Source organism: Bradyrhizobium sp. AT1 (assembly GCF_001590795.1).
In the GTDB taxonomy this organism is placed as follows: domain Bacteria; phylum Pseudomonadota; class Alphaproteobacteria; order Rhizobiales; family Xanthobacteraceae; genus Bradyrhizobium.
The window spans coordinates 3,378,383-3,395,431 of sequence record NZ_JXDL01000001.1; the positions used below are offsets into that span (position 1 = coordinate 3,378,383).

The 17,049-nt window shown below is 64.3% G+C and carries 18 protein-coding genes; 7 read left to right on the forward strand and 11 right to left on the reverse strand.

The genetic code is table 11. The annotated features are described in order from the left end of the window. Positions 1–161: 161 nt before the first annotated feature. Positions 162–455, reverse strand: a complete 294-nt coding sequence (locus SE92_RS36665; protein ID WP_027575542.1) for an antibiotic biosynthesis monooxygenase — start codon at positions 453–455, stop codon at positions 162–164. A gap of 382 nt (positions 456–837) precedes the next feature. Here SE92_RS36665 and SE92_RS15885 point away from each other — a divergent pair, with 382 nt between their 5' ends. Both SE92_RS15885 and SE92_RS15890 read left to right on the forward strand, forming a co-directional pair. Further along, positions 838–1,638 (forward strand): hypothetical protein, encoded by an 801-nt coding sequence (locus SE92_RS15885; RefSeq protein WP_063196608.1) that lies wholly within the window; start codon positions 838–840, stop codon positions 1,636–1,638. A 164-nt stretch (positions 1,639–1,802) separates the two neighbouring features. Then, positions 1,803–2,156, forward strand: a complete 354-nt coding sequence (locus SE92_RS15890; protein WP_063196609.1) for a hypothetical protein — start codon at positions 1,803–1,805, stop codon at positions 2,154–2,156. Positions 2,157–2,327: 171 nt separating this feature from the next. On the opposite strand, the gene SE92_RS15895 is transcribed toward SE92_RS15890, so the two are convergent. Both SE92_RS15895 and htpX read right to left on the reverse strand, forming a co-directional pair. Further along, a complete protein-coding gene (locus SE92_RS15895) occupies positions 2,328–2,969 on the reverse strand; it encodes a tetratricopeptide repeat protein (RefSeq protein ID WP_198172653.1) in 642 nt (213 codons plus the stop codon). A 135-nt stretch (positions 2,970–3,104) separates the two neighbouring features. Continuing rightward, complete coding sequence (htpX, locus tag SE92_RS15900; RefSeq protein WP_063196611.1) at positions 3,105–4,052, reverse strand: zinc metalloprotease HtpX; 948 nt, start codon at positions 4,050–4,052, stop codon at positions 3,105–3,107. A gap of 186 nt (positions 4,053–4,238) precedes the next feature. Here htpX and SE92_RS15905 point away from each other — a divergent pair, with 186 nt between their 5' ends. From SE92_RS15905 to SE92_RS15915, 3 genes are all read left to right on the forward strand, one after another. Further along, positions 4,239–5,540, forward strand: coding sequence for a lytic murein transglycosylase (locus tag SE92_RS15905; RefSeq protein ID WP_063196612.1), 1,302 nt, complete (start codon positions 4,239–4,241; stop codon positions 5,538–5,540). A 171-nt stretch (positions 5,541–5,711) separates the two neighbouring features. After that, on the forward strand, positions 5,712–6,215 hold the full coding sequence (locus SE92_RS15910; protein ID WP_063196613.1) for a DUF1993 domain-containing protein: 504 nt from the start codon (positions 5,712–5,714) through the stop codon (positions 6,213–6,215). 179 nt (positions 6,216–6,394) lie between these two features. Then, positions 6,395–7,495, forward strand: coding sequence for an alkene reductase (locus tag SE92_RS15915; protein ID WP_063196614.1), 1,101 nt, complete (start codon positions 6,395–6,397; stop codon positions 7,493–7,495). A 90-nt stretch (positions 7,496–7,585) separates the two neighbouring features. Here the strand turns inward: SE92_RS15915 and SE92_RS15920 are convergent, their stop codons facing one another. From SE92_RS15920 to glpD, 7 genes are all read right to left on the reverse strand, one after another. Continuing rightward, positions 7,586–9,328: an ABC transporter substrate-binding protein gene (locus tag SE92_RS15920; RefSeq protein ID WP_063203560.1), complete on the reverse strand. Its 1,743-nt coding sequence runs from the start codon at positions 9,326–9,328 to the stop codon at positions 7,586–7,588. A gap of 132 nt (positions 9,329–9,460) precedes the next feature. Beyond that, positions 9,461–9,790: a DUF2160 domain-containing protein gene (locus SE92_RS15925; RefSeq protein WP_063196615.1), complete on the reverse strand. Its 330-nt coding sequence runs from the start codon at positions 9,788–9,790 to the stop codon at positions 9,461–9,463. A 10-nt stretch (positions 9,791–9,800) separates the two neighbouring features. Continuing rightward, on the reverse strand, positions 9,801–10,607 hold the full coding sequence (locus SE92_RS15930; RefSeq protein WP_063203561.1) for a carbohydrate ABC transporter permease: 807 nt from the start codon (positions 10,605–10,607) through the stop codon (positions 9,801–9,803). Next, positions 10,607–11,509 (reverse strand): carbohydrate ABC transporter permease, encoded by a 903-nt coding sequence (locus SE92_RS15935; protein WP_063196616.1) that lies wholly within the window; start codon positions 11,507–11,509, stop codon positions 10,607–10,609. The genes SE92_RS15930 and SE92_RS15935 overlap by 1 nt, the downstream gene beginning before the upstream one ends. Beyond that, the gene (locus SE92_RS15940) at positions 11,509–12,594 is read right to left on the reverse strand and encodes an ABC transporter ATP-binding protein (protein WP_063196617.1); all 1,086 of its coding nucleotides are present in this window, start codon (positions 12,592–12,594) and stop codon (positions 11,509–11,511) included. The genes SE92_RS15935 and SE92_RS15940 overlap by 1 nt, the downstream gene beginning before the upstream one ends. A 12-nt stretch (positions 12,595–12,606) precedes the next feature. Next, on the reverse strand, positions 12,607–13,683 hold the full coding sequence (locus SE92_RS15945; protein ID WP_063196618.1) for an ABC transporter ATP-binding protein: 1,077 nt from the start codon (positions 13,681–13,683) through the stop codon (positions 12,607–12,609). Next, positions 13,680–15,230, reverse strand: a complete 1,551-nt coding sequence (gene glpD, locus SE92_RS15950) for a glycerol-3-phosphate dehydrogenase (RefSeq protein ID WP_063196619.1) — start codon at positions 15,228–15,230, stop codon at positions 13,680–13,682. The genes SE92_RS15945 and glpD overlap by 4 nt, the downstream gene beginning before the upstream one ends. A 288-nt stretch (positions 15,231–15,518) precedes the next feature. Between glpD and SE92_RS15955 the strand changes: the two genes are divergently transcribed. Next, positions 15,519–15,770, forward strand: coding sequence for a type II toxin-antitoxin system Phd/YefM family antitoxin (locus SE92_RS15955; RefSeq protein ID WP_063196620.1), 252 nt, complete (start codon positions 15,519–15,521; stop codon positions 15,768–15,770). Continuing rightward, on the forward strand, positions 15,770–16,192 hold the full coding sequence (locus tag SE92_RS15960; RefSeq protein ID WP_063196621.1) for a type II toxin-antitoxin system VapC family toxin: 423 nt from the start codon (positions 15,770–15,772) through the stop codon (positions 16,190–16,192). Before SE92_RS15955 ends, SE92_RS15960 begins: the two co-directional genes overlap by 1 nt. On the opposite strand, the gene SE92_RS15965 is transcribed toward SE92_RS15960, so the two are convergent. Then, positions 16,189–17,034: a DeoR/GlpR family DNA-binding transcription regulator gene (locus SE92_RS15965; RefSeq protein WP_063196622.1), complete on the reverse strand. Its 846-nt coding sequence runs from the start codon at positions 17,032–17,034 to the stop codon at positions 16,189–16,191. The two genes, SE92_RS15960 and SE92_RS15965, sit on opposite strands and share 4 nt — an antisense overlap. Between the last annotated feature and the right edge of the window lie 15 nt (positions 17,035–17,049).

Below are 17,049 nucleotides of genomic sequence, written 5' to 3' on the forward strand. Positions count from 1 at the left end.
TGTCCCGGACGCGCTGCAGCGCTCTTGCGGTGCTGCGCAGAGCCGGGACCCAACGAGCCACGCATGCCGCGCCGTGTGGGCCCCGGCTCTGCAGCGCACCGGACCGGACGATGCTTCGCATCGCCCGGGGCGCTGCGCTGCGTCCGGGGCACGAGACCACCCTACGCCAGCGTGTGCACGATCACGGGACCCGCGGCGGCGCTCGCATGCCCGGCGAGCAACGGGCCGAGATCCTTTTCGATCCAGGCGATCGCGCGCTTGTTCGCCTCCTCGGCCTGCTCGAACTTGTCGAAGATCGAGATCGCAGTGACCGTGTCGTCGCCGGCATAGACGACGTAATAGGCGCGGAAGCCGTCGACGTCGCTGATGATCGGAACGGCGCCGTCCTTGATGCGGCGCGCCAGCTCCTCCGCGCTTCCGCTTTTCGCCTTGGCCTGACGGATGGCGGCATACATGGCATCCTCCCTTCCGGCTTGTGATGAGGGGCTTGTTGCCCTCGGGTGAGTCTACACCCTCAGTGTCCATCCCGTCATCCTGAGGTGCGAGTGGCGCGATGCAAACGCATCGCGCCGGGAGTCTCGAAGGATGTACGGCCCCGCTGCCGGAGCCGAGCTGTCGCCCTTCGAGGGCCGCTGAAGAAGCGGCCACCTCAGGGTGACGGTCACAGGCCTGCGCTCGCCGCGATAGGCCTTGGTTAATCCGTCCCTAATCCGCTGCGGCGTTCTGCAACCAACGGTTAAGCACGCCTCAACATCGGCGCCTTAGGCTCGCCGCACTCACTTTTCGCAAACAACGGCGGCTTATTCTGCCGGGCGACGTGACATCAGGGGGTTCATCATGCGCATTGCGTTGCTGCTGACCGCAACCATCGTCGGCGCGCTTTTCGCCGGCCCATCTCGTGCCGGATCGCTCGACGCCGACGCGGCGCAGCCGCTGCCGCCGGGCTTCCAAAGCTACCGCGGCTACATGTTCGACCTCACGGAGAATTCCGACCGCAAGGACGTCGAAAAGCTCACCGACAATCTGAAGCAGCAGATCGACCTCGTCGAAGGCGCCGGCCTCTCGCCGCGTGTGCTGCGCTTTTTCCACACTGTGCCGATCGTCGCGAGCGAGCTCGCCTGCCTCGACGAAGGCGCCGCAACCGCGTGCTACGGCCGGGTCACGCCCGACATTCGCCGCACCGCGCCGCGGACGCTGACGGTGTGGGACCCGAACAAGCAGCGCTGGACCAATCCCAACGCCGTCGACCTCGCGGTCGATTCCGGGCTCGGCGTGATCATGCTGCGCCCAGACATGATGCGCTACGAGAAGGAGGCCGTGCTGCTGCATGAATTGCTGCACGCCTATCACGCGCGGCTGCTGCCGGACGGCTACGCCAACAAGGGCTTGATCGCCTACTACGCCCTGGCCAAGTCCAAGGATCAGTTACCCAAGGACTCCTATGCGATGAAGAATCCCATGGAGTTCTTTGCCGTAACCGCCAGCATCTTCCTCTCCGGAAAGAGCGAATTCCACGACCCGAAGTCGCGCGAGGCGCTCAAGGAGAAGATGCCGGACTACTACAAATACCTGGTCGGCGTGTTCGGATTCGACCCCGAGCCGGCGGCAGCGAACGGCCCGGTTGCCTCGCTGAAGTGAGGCGGAAACACCGCCAGGACAGACAAGAGCCGCGCAAAATGCGCGGCTTTTTTGTTTTGCTAACCGGAAGCTGCGGATGACGCCCAGCCGGGAATTGCCAAGGCGGGGCCCGATCTGCATAGTCCCGCCCGCATCGATACCTGATTTCAAGAGGATAGAACAACATGGCGGACGCCGACCTGGATGTCGTGATCCGGCAACTGGCCAGACAGCTGCATACGGGCCTGATGACCCGCGCCAAGGAGCGTCGGGATCGCTTCAACGGCCTGGCGACCAAGGCCAAGAGCAAGGAGACCGCCGACCGCTTCAAGATGATGGCCAAGGCCACCCTGGAGCAGGCCACCGCCGCCGCCAAGCGCCTGCAGATGTCCGCCGACAACGTCGCCGACAGCTACGCACGGTCGATGCGGATTGCCGCCAGCACACCCGTTGCGGTGAAGGTGGAGAAGGCGAAGGACGAGAAGCCGGCGAAGAAGGCCGCCAAGGCAAAGAAGGCGAAAGCCAAGAAGGGGAAGTAAGGCTTCTTCCTTCTCCCCTTGCGGGAGAAGGTGGCGCGAAGCGCCGGATGAGGGGTTCTTTCCACGCGCTACATCGTTCGTGAGGAGAGATACCCCTCACCCGTCTCGCCGCTACGCGGCGAGCCACCCTCTCCCACAAGGGGAGAGGGGTAGCGCATGCAGCCCTGATATCTATCGCCTTGGCACCGCTACCTGCGTCGGCTCGGCGCTCGCGAGCTCGGCGAGCTTGGCGCGCGCGGCCTCGCGCGCATGGCCGTCCTTGCCTGATGGCAGCGCCAGCGCCGCCTCGAAATCGGCGCGCGCGTCATCGGCCTGGCCGCGGGCGAGGAACGCGAGGCCCCGGTCGAGCCGGGCCTCGGCATCCCGGGGATCGAGACGGATCGCCGTGTTGTAGCTCAGGATGGCACGATCGAGATCGCCGGTGGCGGCGAGCGCGAGACCGCGCTGGTGATAGGGCGCAGCAAGCTTGGGATCATGCGCGATCGCCTCGTCATAGTCGGCGATGGCGAGCTCGAGGTCGCCATTCTGACGACGCGCGAGCGCGCGGTCACGATAGAGCGCAGCGCGGTTGGGATTGAGGTGAATGGCCTCGTCGAAATCGGCGATCGCCCGCTTGAAGTCGCCATGGCGCAGCGCGATCCGTCCTCGCCCCTCATAGGCAAAGGCGATCAGCGAGCCGCGCAGCGGCGAGAAGCCGATCACCGCCGAGCAGACGTCGGGCTCGTCCTCGTCACCGCAATTGACGACCATGTGCGTGGACAGGCCGACGAGGACGCCCATGACGATCAGCAATGGTACGGCGGTTCTGGTCATCTTCGACGGTGGCAGGCGGAGGGCCGGCCACGCATCCCCTTTCGAAGCAATCATTTCGCCGGGGTGTTAACACCGGCGCGCACGATCCTGTGTGCGCCAGGTCACAAAGCGGGCGACAAATCCGAGGCGATTCCGTCAGCCCCAAGGACCGCGTGAGCGGCCTGAAGATGAGGAGCGCCCCCAAGGGCCCCGAGGCGGATAGTTCTCGTTGGCCCCGACCGACGGCGCGGCCCGCGCGCCGAGCTCGGCCGCGAGCTGCTGGAGCGCCGCGATGCGGTTCTGCGTCGAGGGATGGGTGGCGAACAGATTGTCGACGCCGTGGCCCGACAACGGATTGATGATGAACATATGCGCGGTCGCGGGATTTCGCTCGGCCTCATAGTTTGGCACCTTGTGCGCGGCGCCCTCGATCTTCACCAGCGCCGAGGCTAGCCACATCGGCTGCCCCGCGATGCGCGCGCCGAGATCGTCCGCGGCATATTCGCGGGTGCGGCTGATCGCCATCTGCACCAACATGGCGCCGAGCGGGGCGAGGATCATCATCAGGATCGAGCCGACGATGCCGAGACCATTGTTGTTGTCGCGATTGCCGCCGAAGAACATGCCGAACTGCGCCAGCATGGAGATCGCGCCGGCGATGGTCGCGGTGATCGTCATCAGCAGCGTGTCGTGATTCTTGATATGGGCGAGCTCGTGCGCGACCACGCCGGCGAGCTCCTCGCGGCTGAGCTGGTTCATCAGGCCGGTGGTGACGGCGACCGCGGCGTTTTCGGGATTTCGTCCGGTCGCGAACGCGTTGGGCTGCGGCTCATCCATCAGGAACACCCGCGGCATCGGCAAGCCGGCGCGGCCCGCGAGCTCGGCGACGAGCCCGACCAGTTCCGGCGCGCTTCTACGGTCGACCTCATGGGCGCCGTACATCGACAGCACCATGCGGTCGGAGTTCCAGTAGGTGAAGAGATTGGTCGCAGCGGCAATGGCCAGCGCGATCACGGCACCGGCGGCTCCGCCGATCAGATAGCCGACGCCCATGAACAGGGCGGTGAGGCCTGCGAGCAGCATTGCGGTACGAAGATAGTTCATGGTCGTCTCCCGGGCCGGCCGCGGCAGGCTGGAAGCGCCAGCAGGCCGGCAGGCATGAGGTAGGGATGACCCCGGCCGGAGTGCAAGGTTTCAAGGTGCGTCGCGGAGCCGCGGCACTGGTTTGCGTACCCTACTTCCATTAAACTTCGTCCAGAATCCAAGCGTCCCCTCCCCGCCGGATAATCCATGCTCCAGACCCGATTTGCGATCGCGGCCCTTGCTCTCGCCGCGCTGTCCGCTCCCGCCTTCGCCCAGCTTTCGCCGCCGCCCGCCAAGCCCGCTACCCCCAAGGCGACCGCGCCCTCGCCGCGCGCCGCTTCGTGCCACAATGGCGCGAGCTTCGATCGCTTCCTGACTGAGGTGAAGCAACAGGCGGTCGCCGCCGGCGTGTCGCAGCGGACGATCGCAGAGGCTTCGCCCTATCTCGTCTACGACCAGGGCATCGTCAATCGTGACCGCGGCCAGCGCGTGTTCGGCCAGCTCTTCACCGAATTCGCCGGCCGCATGGCCGCGCCCTATCGCATGCAGAACGGCCAGCAGCACATCAAGCAATACGCGGCCGCATTTGCACGCGCGGAAAAAGAATATGGCGTGCCGCCGGCGGTGATCGCCGCGTTCTGGGGATTGGAGAGCGACTTCGGCGCCAACATGGGCAATCTGCCGACGCTGAAATCGCTGGTGTCGCTGGCCTATGACTGCCGCCGCTCCGAGATGTTCGTGAACGAGACCATCGCCGCACTGAAGATCATCGACCGCGGCGATCTGCATCCCGACGAGATGATCGGCTCCTGGGCCGGCGAGCTCGGTCAGACCCAGTTCCTGCCGGTGCATTACGCCAATTACGCCGTCGACTATGACGGCGACGGACGGCGTGACCTGTTGCGCTCGGGCGCCGACGTGATCGGCTCGACCGCCAACTACATCGCCAACGGCCTGAAGTGGCGGCGCGGCGAGCCGTGGCTGGAAGAGATCAAGGTGCCGCCGAACCTGCCGTGGGAGAAGACCGATCTCACGGTGAAGGAGCCGCGCTCGACCTGGGCGCAGCTGGGGGTCACCTATCCCGACGGCCGTCCCCTGCCGAGCGACAATTTGCCGGCCTCCGTGCTGCTGCCGATGGGACGCTTCGGCCCAGCCTTCATGGCTTACGCGAATTTCGCGGCCTACACCGAGTGGAATAACTCGCTGATCTATTCGACCACCGCGGGCTATCTCGCCTCGCGCATCGCGGGCGCCGCTCCCATGCGCAAGCCGGCCCAACCGGTGCCGCAGCTGCCGTTCAACGAGCTCAAGGAATTGCAGCAGTTGCTGGTGCGCGCCGGCTTCAATGTCGGCAAGGTCGACGGCGTGCTGGGTCAGCAGAGCCGCGCCGCCGTCAAGGCGATGCAGATCAAGTTCGGCCTGCCCGCCGATTCCTGGCCGACCGCCGAGCTGCTCGCGCGCATGCGCGGCGGCACGGCACAGGCGCAGCCGACGGGAATGGTGCGGTAGATCGTCTATCCGTCATTCCCCGCGAGGGACTATGTGGCATGGCACCGCGAGCCAGCACCGTAGAATTTTCGCATCGCACAAGCGCTTTGCGCGATTGTAATTTTCCATGAGGCTCCCATGTGAGTGGCTCAGGTTTTCTCCTGAGATTTCCCATTCACAAGCGAGCATCACATGTCCTTCTACGACGCCGTCGTCCCCGCCTATTTGCAGATGCTGAACAGCATGACCGGGCTGCTCACCAAAGCCGAGGCGCATTGCGCGGCCAAGAAGATCGACCCCAGCGTCCTGCTCGGCTCGCGCCTCTTCCCGGACATGCTGCCGCTGTCGAAGCAGATCCAGCTCGTCAGCGATTTCGCCGCCAAGGGCTGCGCCCGGCTGACGCACAGCGAAGTCCCCTCGACGCCCGACACCGAGACGAGTTTTGCGGAATTGAAGCAGCGGCTGGCGAAGACCATCGACTATGTGAAGTCGTTCAAGCCGGAGCAATTCGAGGGTGCCGATACCAAGGACGTCACGTTCCCGGCCGGACCGGACAAATCCATCACGATGAAGGGCCAGCAATTCCTGAGCGCGTTCTCGCTGCCGAACTTCTATTTCCACTGCGCAACCGCCCACGGCCTGTTGCGCCACAACGGCGTCGAGATCGGCAAGCGCGACTTCATGGGCACGAACTGATTTGTCAGATCGCACGGCGACGATAGGCGGACTCCATCGTCGCAGCCGATATTGCACATGAATTATGCTACGCGGCCGTTGCCGCGTAGCTCGCCTGCACTTTCCGTATGGCTCCTCCCTTGCGCTCTATGGCGCGATGCACAAGTGTCCCTGACCTTTCACCGTCTGGAACACCCCTCATGAGCCGTTCGACCAAATTGTTTGAGACCTACAAGCTCGGCCCGATCACGCTGGCCAACCGCCTCGTGATGGCGCCGCTGACGCGCAACCGCGCCGTCCCTGGCACCTTCGTACCCGGCGCGCTCGCCGCCGAGTATTACGGCCAGCGCGCCTCCGCGGGGCTTCTGATCACCGAAGCGAGCCAGGTCTCACAACAGGGCCAAGGCTACCAGGACACCCCCGGCATCTACAGCAAGGACCAGGTCGCCGGTTGGCGCAAGGTCACCGATCGCGTGCATGAACGTGGCGGCAAGATCTTCATCCAGCTCTGGCATGTCGGCCGCATCTCGCATGTCGATCTCCAGGCGAATGGCGCGGCCCCGGTGGCGCCGAGCGCAATCCGCGCCAAGGGCAAGACCTTCGTGAACGGCGGCTTCGCCGACGTCTCCGAGCCGCGTGCGCTCGAGCTCTCCGAAATTCCCGGGATTATCGACGATTTCAAGCGCGCCACGAAGAACGCGCTGGAGGCCGGCTTCGACGGCGTCGAGATCCACGGCGCCAACGGCTATCTGCTCGACCAGTTCGCCAAGGATGGCGCCAACAAGCGCACCGATGCCTATGGCGGCTCGATCGAGAACCGCGCCCGGCTGATGCTCGAAGTGTCCAAGGCCGTCGCGACTGAAGCCGGCGCCGATCGCACCGGCATCCGCATCTCGCCGGTGACGCCGGCCAACGACGTCTCCGACAGCAATCCGCAAGCCCTGTTCGATCACATCGTCGACGGTCTCAGCGCGCTGAAGCTGGTCTATCTCCATGTCGTCGAAGGCGCCACCGGCGGCCCGCGCGACTTCGCGCCGTTCGACTATGCGTCCTTGCGCAAGCGCTTCGCCGGCGCCTACGTCGCCAACAACGGCTACGATTTCGATCTCGCCACCAAGGTGCTGGACGCGAACGCGGCCGATCTCATCGCCTTCGGCAAGCCGTTCATCTCCAACCCCGACCTCGTCGAGCGGTTGAAGCAGGGCGCCGCGCTGAACGACTGGGACAAGAACACCTTCTACGGCGGCGGCGCCAAGGGCTACACGGACTACCCGACGCTGGCGGCCGAGCCGGCGGAGTGATCTTCTCCCTCTCCCCGCAAGCGGGGCGAGGCGAAGAAAAAAGGCCGGGATCGCTCCCGGCCTTTCGCATTCGGTGACGCTATTCGCCGCTTACTTGGCTTCCGCGCGCTTCGGGGGGGTCGCCGGCCACGACTTGATCAGGGTGTCGTAGTCGACCGTCTCGCCCTTCGGCTTCTCGTTGGCGAGCTTGCGCTGGGGCGCGATGGTGCCGTCCTTCTCAGCCTTCGCGAACCAGTACTCCGGCTTCTCCTTCTTGTGGAGCTTCGGACCGCAGGCGCCCTGCACGTTGGACTTCTCCAGGCGCTCCATGACGGAGTCCTGAGCCGCCGCGAGGGCATCCATCGCGGCTTGCGGCGTCTTCGCACCGGACGACGCATCGCCGATGTTCTGCCACCACAGCTGGGCCAGCTTCGGATAGTCGGGCACGTTGTTGCCGGTCGGGGTCCACTGCACGCGCGCGGGCGAGCGGTAGAACTCGATCAGGCCGCCGAGCTTCGGCGCGCGCTCGGTGAACGACTTGTCCCAGATGTCGGATTCACGGATGAACGTGAGACCGACATGGCTCTTCTTCAGCGACACCGTCTTGGAGACGATGAACTGGAGATACAGCCAGGCCGCCTTGCGGCGATCCGCCGGGGTCGACTTCAGCAGCGTGAGGGAGCCGGCATCCTGGTAGCCGAGCTTCATGCCTTCCTTCCAGTACGCGCCGTGCGGCGAGGGCGCCATACGCCATTTCGGCGTACCGTCCGCGTTCATCACGGCAATGCCCGGCTTCACCATGTCGGCGGTGAAGGCGGTGTACCAGAACATCTGCTGGGCGATGTTGCCCTGCGCCGGCACTGGACCGGATTCCGAGAAGGTCATGCCCTGCGCCTGCGGCGGGGCATACTTCTTCATCCACTCGAGGTACTTGGTGATCGAGTAGACTGCAGCGGGACCATTGGTGTCGCCGCCGCGTTCGATCGACGAGCCGACCGGACGGCAGCCTTCCATGCGGATGCCCCATTCGTCGACCGGCAGACCGTTCGGGATGCCCTTGTCGCCGTTGCCGGCCATCGAGAGCCACGCGTCGGTGAAGCGCCAGCCGAGCGAGGGGTCCTTCTTACCATAGTCCATATGGCCGTAGACCTTGACGCCGTTGATCTCCTTGATGTCGTTGGTGAAGAACTCGGCGATATCCTCATAGGCCGACCAGTTCACGGGCACGCCGAGCTCGTAGCCATACTTGGCCTTGAACTTGGCCTTGTAGTCCGGATTGGTGAACCAGTCGTAGCGGAACCAATAGAGGTTGGCGAACTGCTGGTCGGGCAGTTGATAGAGCTTGCCGTCAGGCCCCGTGCCGAACGACTTGCCGATGAAGTCGTTGACGTCGAGCATGGGGTCGGTGACGTCCTTGCCCTCGCCGGTCATGTAGTCCGACAGCGCGATGGTCTGTCCGTAGCGGAAGTGCGTGCCGATCAGGTCGGAATCGTTGATCCAGCCGTCATACACGTTCTTGCCGGACTGCATCTGGGTCTGCAGCTTCTCGACGACGTCACCTTCCTGGATGAGGTCGTGCTTGAGCTTGATTCCGGTGAGCTCGGAGAACGCCTTGGCCAGCGTCTGCGCCTCGTATTCGTGGGTCGTGATGGTCTCGGAGACGACGTTGATCTCCATACCCTTGAAAGGCTCGGCGGCCTTCGCGAACCACTCCAGCTCCTTCTTCTGATCGTCCTTCGACAGCGTCGAGGGCTGGAATTCGGTAATCCACTTCTGGATCGTGGCGTCGTCGGCGGCACGAACCGGCGCCGAGACGGCGAGCGACACCGCCATGATGGCGGCGGCGCTGGACATCGTCAGAAAACTGCTCTTGGTCAATGGGCCTTTCCTTCTCCTAAACTGTCGCATGTTGTTCCTCCGTTGCAGCGACAAAATTTTCACAGGCCCGGGTTTAGATCCCGGATCTGGCCGTCCCTTCGCGAAGCGTCAGACCGTGCGAAAAATGAGCACGGCCGTGGCCAGCGAAATTCCACTTGCGAGCCACAGGCTCGAAATTTCGAAACCCTCCTCGCCGATCGGCAAGGTTGCGATCACGTCGGTCCCAACGAGACCGATCCAGACCAGATGGATGACGGCGGCCGCGATCAGCGAAATGAACAGGCGATCGCCGCGCGTGGTTGGGATCCGCAGTACGCCGACGCGCTCGGCTTCGGGATAGACCGCAGCGAGCCATGTCATGACAGCCAGCGTACCCGCCAACGCAGCGAAGAAGATCGCCGTCGGCGGCGTCCAGGCCATCCATGCGATGGATTCCATTGATGCCTCCCTAGACGCGACCGAGCGCGAAACCGCTCGCGATGTAGTTGCGGACGAACCAGATCACCAGCGCGCCCGGAATGATGGTGAGCACGCCGGCTGCGGCCAGCAGACCCCAATCCATTCCGGCGGCCGAGACCGTGCGGGTCATGATCGCGGCGATCGGCTTGGCCGACACCGAGGTCAGCGTGCGCGCGAGCAAGAGTTCGACCCAGGAGAACATGAAGCAGAAGAAGGCGGCGACGCCGATGCCGCTCGCAATCAGTGGCACCAGGATCTTGATGAAGAAGCGCGGGAAGGAATAGCCGTCCAGGAACGCGGTCTCGTCGATCTCGCGCGGCACGCCGGAGACGAAGCCTTCGAGGATCCACACCGCCAGCGGCACGTTGAAGATGCAGTGCGCGAGCGCGACGGCCCAGGGCGTATCGAACAGGCCGATCGCCGAATAGAGGTTGAAGAACGGCAGCGCATAGACCGCAGCCGGCGCCATGCGGTTCGACAGCAGCCAGAAGAACAGGTGCTTGTCGCCGAGGAAGCGGTAGCGCGAGAACGCGTAGGCCGCAGGCAGCGCCACCGAGATCGAGATGATGGTGTTGAGGACGACGTATTCCAGCGAATTGATGTAGCCGGAATACCAGCTCTCGTCGGTGAAGATGCGCTTGTAGTGCTGCAGCGTCGGCGTGTGCGGCCACAGCGTCATCGTCGAGACGATCTCGGCATTGGTCTTGAAGCTCATGTTGACGAGCCAGTAGATCGGCAACAGCAGGAAGATCAGGAACAGCCCCATGATGAGGCGGCGGCCGGGGATCGAGTGCATCACGCGGCTCCTTCCTGGGGCTTTCGCTCGGCGCCCGCATTGGTCATGACGGTGTAGAAGATCCAGCAGACGATCAGGATGATCAGATTGTAGACCAGCGACAGCGCCGCGGCCTTGCCGAGGTCGAACTGGCCGAGCGCGATCTTGACGAGCTCGATCGACACGAAGGTCGTTGAGTTGCCGGGGCCGCCGCCGGTGACGACGAACGGCTCGGTGTAGATCATGAAGCTGTCCATGAAGCGCAGCAGCACCGCGATCAACAGCACGCGGTTCATCTTCGGCAGCTGGATCGCCTTGAACACGGCCCAGCGCGACGCGCCGTCGATCTGGGCGGCCTGGTAATAGGCTTCCGGAATCGACTTCAGGCCGGCATAGCAAAGCAGCGCGACGAGGCTGGTCCAGTGCCACACGTCCATCACGATGACGGTGACCCAGGCATCGATCTCGTTGGAGACGTAATTGTAGTCAATGCCGATGGCATTGAGAACGTAGCCCAGCAGGCCGATGTCGGGGCGGCCGAAGATCTGCCAGATCGTGCCGACCACGTTCCACGGAATCAGCAGCGGCAGCGCGAGGATGACGAGGCAGGCCGCCACGGTCCAGCCCTGGCGCGGCATCGACAACGCGATGACAATGCCGAGCGGCACCTCGATCGCGAGGATGACGAGCGAGAAGAACAGATTGCGGCCGAGCGAAGCGAGGAAGCGGCCGCCGAGATCGGTCGAGGGATCGAGCAATTCCTTGAACCAGCCGACGCCGTTCCAGAAGAACTGGTTGTTGCCGAAAGTGTCCTGCATCGAATAGTTCACCACCGTCATCAGCGGCAGCACCGCCGAGAAGGCGACGACCAGGAACACCGGCAGCACCAGGAACCAGGCTTTTTGGTTGACGGTCTTGTCCATCAGACGGCTCCCTCGACCAGAAGGCTGTCGGCATAGACGTGAACATGCGACGGATCGAATTTCAGTCCGGCCATGCCGTCGGATGACGTGAAGCCGGCAGGCGCGCGCGCGGCCAGCTTGGCCTCGCCGACGCGGACGCGCGCGAAGCGGATACGGCCGAGATCGTCGACACGCTCGATCTTCGACGTGAGCAGGCCCGGTGCCGGCGTGACGGCGTCGACGAATTCGGGACGCACGCCGATTTCGATCTTCGCACCTGCCGGAAGGTTGTCATAGCTGCGGTTGAGCGCGATGACGTGGCCGTCGATGCGCGCCTCGCGTCCCCTCACCTCCGCCGGCAGGATGTTCATGCCGGGCGAGCCGATGAAATAGCCGACGAAGGTGTGCGCCGGCTTGTCGAACAGCTCGGCCGGGGTGCCGCTCTGCACCACGCGGCCGTCATGCATGACGACGACGGTGTCGGCGAAGGTCAGCGCCTCGGTCTGGTCGTGGGTGACGTAGATCATCGTGAGGTCGAGCTCGCGATGCAGCGCCTTCAGCTTCGAGCGCAGCTGCCATTTCAGCTCGGGATCGATCACCGTCAGCGGCTCGTCGAACAGCACGGCGGCAACGTCGGAGCGGACGAGACCGCGGCCGAGCGAGATCTTCTGCTTGGCGTCCGCCGTGAGCCGCGTCGCCTTGCGGTTCAGATAGGGTTCGAGATCGAGCAGGCGGCCGATCTCGGCAACGCGCTTGTCGATCTCGGCCTTCGGCACGCCGCGGTTCTTCAGCGGAAAAGCCAAATTCTGTCCGACCGTCATGGTGTCGTAGATCACCGGAAACTGGAACACCTGGGCGATGTTGCGCTTCTGGGTTGACAGCGGTGTGATGTCCTGGCCGTCGAACAGGATTTTCCCGCGCGACGGCGTGATGATGCCGGAGATGACGTTGAGCAGCGTGGTCTTGCCGCAGCCGCTTGGGCCGAGCAGGGCATAGGCGCCGCCCTGCCGCCAGGTCATGGTCACCGGCTTCAGCGCAAAGCTGTCCTGCGGCGCATCGTTGCCGCCGTAGGAATGGGCGAGATCGACGAGATCAATGCGGGCCATGTCGCGCTCCCCTCAAGAGCCGGGAGCGGCGACCAAGCGGTCGGCCGCGTCGAACACGAAAACGTCGTTGGGATCGAGCACCGCATCGAGCGTCTGGCCCGGCTCGAACTCGTGCACGCCGTGCAGCACCGCCACCCAGTTCGATCCGTCGCGGGTCAGATGCACGAAACTCTCCGAACCGGTGATCTCGGTCACCGTGACCGTGGCGTGGAAGGCGTGCCGGTCGGCCTCGCCATTGGCGAGCGCAAGCTGGTGCGCCCGGAAGCCGACGCGATAGGCGCCGTCGGCCAGCGACGAATAGAGGCCGGAGGCAGGCGCGGCGATGCCGCCTGCATATTGCACGGAGCCGTTCTTCTTCTCGATGCCGACGAGGTTGAGTGGCGGATCGGAGAACACCTGGGCGACGCGCAGCGTCTGCGGCCGGCGATAGACGTTGGGGGTCTCGCCGATCTGGAGCGCCTGGCCTTCCCACATGCAGACCGTGTTGCCGCCGAGCAGAAGCGCCTCGGTCGGCTCGGTGGTGGCATAGACGAAGATCGCGCCGGAGGCCTCGAAGATGCGCGGCAGCTCGGCGCGCAGCTCCTCGCGCAGCTTGTAGTCGAGATTGGCGAGCGGCTCGTCGAGCAGGACGAGGTCGGCGCCCTTGACCAGCGCACGCGCCATCGCGGTGCGCTGCTGCTGGCCGCCGGAAAGCTGGAGCGGCGTACGTTTCAGGAACGGCTCGAGCCGCAGCAGTCTTGCGGCTTCGGCCACGCGCGCCTCGATCTCGTCGCGCGGCTTGCCCTGCACGCGCAGGGGCGAAGCGATGTTCTCGTAGACCGTGAGCGAGGGATAGTTGATGAACTGCTGATAGACCATCGCGACCGAACGCTTGCGTACGTCGACGCCGGTGACGTCCTTGCCGTTGACCAGCACCTTGCCCGATGTCGGCTTGTCGAGGCCGGCGAGCAGCCGCATGATCGAGGTCTTGCCCGACAGCGTCGGCCCGAGCAGGACGTTCAGCGTGCCGCTCTCGAGCGTCAGCGAGACGTCGCGGATATGCTGGACCCCCTCGACGGTCCGGGTCACGTGATCGAGTGTCACGGTCATGAGCGTCCTCCCGCTTCCAGCAGGGGACTTTGCGGCACAGCGTGGGTTGCAATCCAGTCGTCAAGCGCAGCGATCTCATCGGCAGATAGTCGCAGGCCGAGCTTGGAACGGCGCCAGACGACGTCCTCGGCGGTCACGGCCCATTCATTGGCCATGAGGTAGCGGACCTCGCGCTCGGTCAACGTCGCGCCAAAGGCCTGGCCGAGATCGTCCGATGATTTGGCGTCGCCGAGCAGCTTGATGGCCTTGGTGCCATAGGCGCGCGCGAGCCGCCTGGCGTGCTCGTGGCCGAGGAAGGGATAGCCGCGCTGCAGCTCGGCGATCAGGCCGTCGATGTCGGACACATTCATGTCGCCGCCGGGCAACGGCCATTTTCCGGTCCAGCCCTCCCGCGCTTTTGCGCTGCGAAGATAGGGCGCGAGCCGCTCCAGCGCCTCCTCGGCGAGGCGGCGATAGGTGGTGATCTTGCCGCCGTAGATCGACAGCAGCGGCACGCCGCCGGGCGTGTCGAGTTCGAACACGTAGTCCCGCGTCGCCGCCTTGGCTTCGCTGGCGCCGTCGTCATAGAGCGGCCGCACACCGGAATAGGTCCAGACCACGTCGTCCTGCGTCACGGGCTTCGCCAGATATTCGCTCGCAGCGGTGCAGAGATACTGGATCTCCTCCTGCGTCGCCTTCACCTTGGCGGGATCGCCGTCATAGTCGCGATCCGTGGTGCCGATCAGCGTAAAGTCGTCCTGGTACGGGATCACGAAGATGATGCGGCCGTCCGCGTTCTGGAACATGTAGGCGCGGTCGTGGGCGTAGAGCTTTCGGACCACGATGTGCGAGCCCTGCACCAGTCGCACCTTGGCCTTCGCGTTGACGCCGGCGCCGCGGCCGAGCACGTCCTCGACCCAGGGGCCGCCGGCATTGACCAGCGCCTTCGCCTGGATCTGCGAGCGCTCGCCGGTCAGCGTGTTGACCATGCCGACGGTCCACAGACCATTGGCCTGGCGGATCTCGGTGGCGCGGGTGCGGGTACGGATCTCGGCGCCCTTGTCGGCGGCATCACGTGCGTTGAGCACGACGAGACGGGCGTCATCGACGAAGCAGTCGGAATATTCGAAGGCCCGGCTGTAGCGATTCGGGATCAGCGGCTTGCCGACCTCGTCGCGGCCAAGATCGACCGAGCGCGTGGCGGGCAGCAGGTGACGGCCGCCGATGTGGTCATAGAGGAAGAGGCCGAGACGCAGCAGCCAGGCCGGCCGAAGACCGGCGTGATGCGGCAAGACGAAACGCAGGGGGCGGATGATGTGGGGCGCGATGCCCCAGAGGATCTCGCGTTCGATCAGTGCCTCGCGGACCAGCCGAAACTCGTAATATTCGAGATAGCGCAGGCCGCCATGCACCAGCTTGGTCGACCAGGACGATGTCCCGCTCGCCAGATCGTTCATTTCGCACAGGAAAACGGAATTGCCGCGGCCCACGGCATCACGCGCGATGCCGCAACCGTTCACACCGCCTCCAATGATGGCGAGGTCGAAAATACGCTCCAACAGACGCATCCCCCGAACGCCGCTCGTTCCTTCGAGCGGTTACTTTCGTTTTTGATTAGATCACACCGAAAAACGAAAGCAAGATGAAAGAGGGGCGAAGGAAAGCGAAAGAGGAACATTTTTGGGGGCAATTCGGCGAGGGAAAAGGCAGAAGCGAGGGCAAGTTTGAAGGCAAATGGTTCGGTTGCGCGGCAAGAGCCGTTTGGCTCCTCTCCGTCGGCCGGTTAGCACTTGAAAGTAGAAACTTCTCTACATATCATCTACCCGAAGCATTGTGGCCGCAAGAAAGTACAGAGGATGGTGACCACCCTGACCAGCCGAGAGTTCAACCAGGATACAAGCGGCGCCAAGAAGGCGGCCTCGAAGGGGCCTGTCTTCATCACCGACCGCGGCCGTCCGGCACATGTCCTGCTGAGCATCGAAGATTATCTGCGCCTGAGCGGCGGACACATGAGCCTCGCCGAAGCTCTGGCGCAGCCGAACGCGGACTTCGAGTTCGATCCGCCCCGCATCAGCGGTGGAATCTCCAGGCCCGCCGATCTCGACTGATGTTTCTGTTGGACACCAATGTTGTCTCAGAACTGAGGCGACCGGATAAGGCTGACCGCAACGTCCTCGCTTGGGCCAATGCAGTGCCCGCTGCGAGTTTCTTCGTGTCAGCTATCTCGATTCTTGAAATTGAGGTTGGCGCGCGTCTGATCGCTCGTAAGGACGCCGTGCAAGGTGCGATCCTGCGCGACTGGATCGATGATCATATTCTGGCCCGCTTCGAGGGACGAATCCTGGCGATCGATACGGTCGTGGCACAGCGTTGCGCGCAATTGCACGTTCCCAACCCACGGGCTGAGCGCGACGCCCTCATTGCCGCGACCGCGCTTGTTCACAGTTTGACGGTCGTTACGCGTAGTGTGGCGGATTTCGAACCAACAGGCGTGACATTGCTCAACCCATGGGAGGCGCTTGAGCCCTAGCGCAGCCTTACCACTGGCGCGGCTTCAGGGGCCGCATCCTGTACCTCGGCCGGCGCATCGTCGATCTCCGCGCCCTTCGGCATTGCCGCCATCACCTCGATCCCCTTGCTGTGGCAGATGGTGGCGAGGCGCTCAGGCAGCTCCTGGTCGGTGACGAAGGTCTGGATCTGCGTGATATGCGCGATGCGGACCGGCGCGCTGCGGCGCAGCTTGGTGGAATCTGCAACCAGCATCACGCTGCGGGCATTGGCGATGATGGCCTGTGCGACCTGCACCTCGCGATAGTCGAAGTCGAGCAACGCGCCCTCCTCGTCGATCGCGGACGCGCCGATGATGGCATAGTCCACCTTGAACTGGCCGATCAGCTGCGTCGCGGTCGAGCCGACCACGGCGCCGTCGGCGCGCCGCACCGTGCCGCCGGCCACCACCACCTCGATGCGGGGATGGCGGTAGAGCAGCATGGCGACGTTGAGATTGTTGGTGATGACGAGCAAATCCTCGTGCGAGGTCAGCGCGCTCGCGACCTCCTCGGTCGTGGTGCCGATGTTGATGAACAGCGAGCAACCGTTCGGGATCAGCGATGCGGCGGCAGCTCCAATCGCCTTCTTCTCGTCAGCGGCGACAAAGCGGCGCGCCTCGTAGGCGAGGTTTTCGACGCCGGAGGCGATGATGGCGCCGCCATGGATGCGGGTCAGCGATCTCCGCTCGCAGAGATCGTTGAGATCCTTGCGGATGGTCTGCGCCGAAACCTCGAACCGGCGCGCGAGCTCCTCGACCATGACACGGCCGGAGGCACGCGCGATGTTGAGGATTTCGGCTTGGCGATGGGTCAGTCCGGTCACGGCAACGGCCTCAAA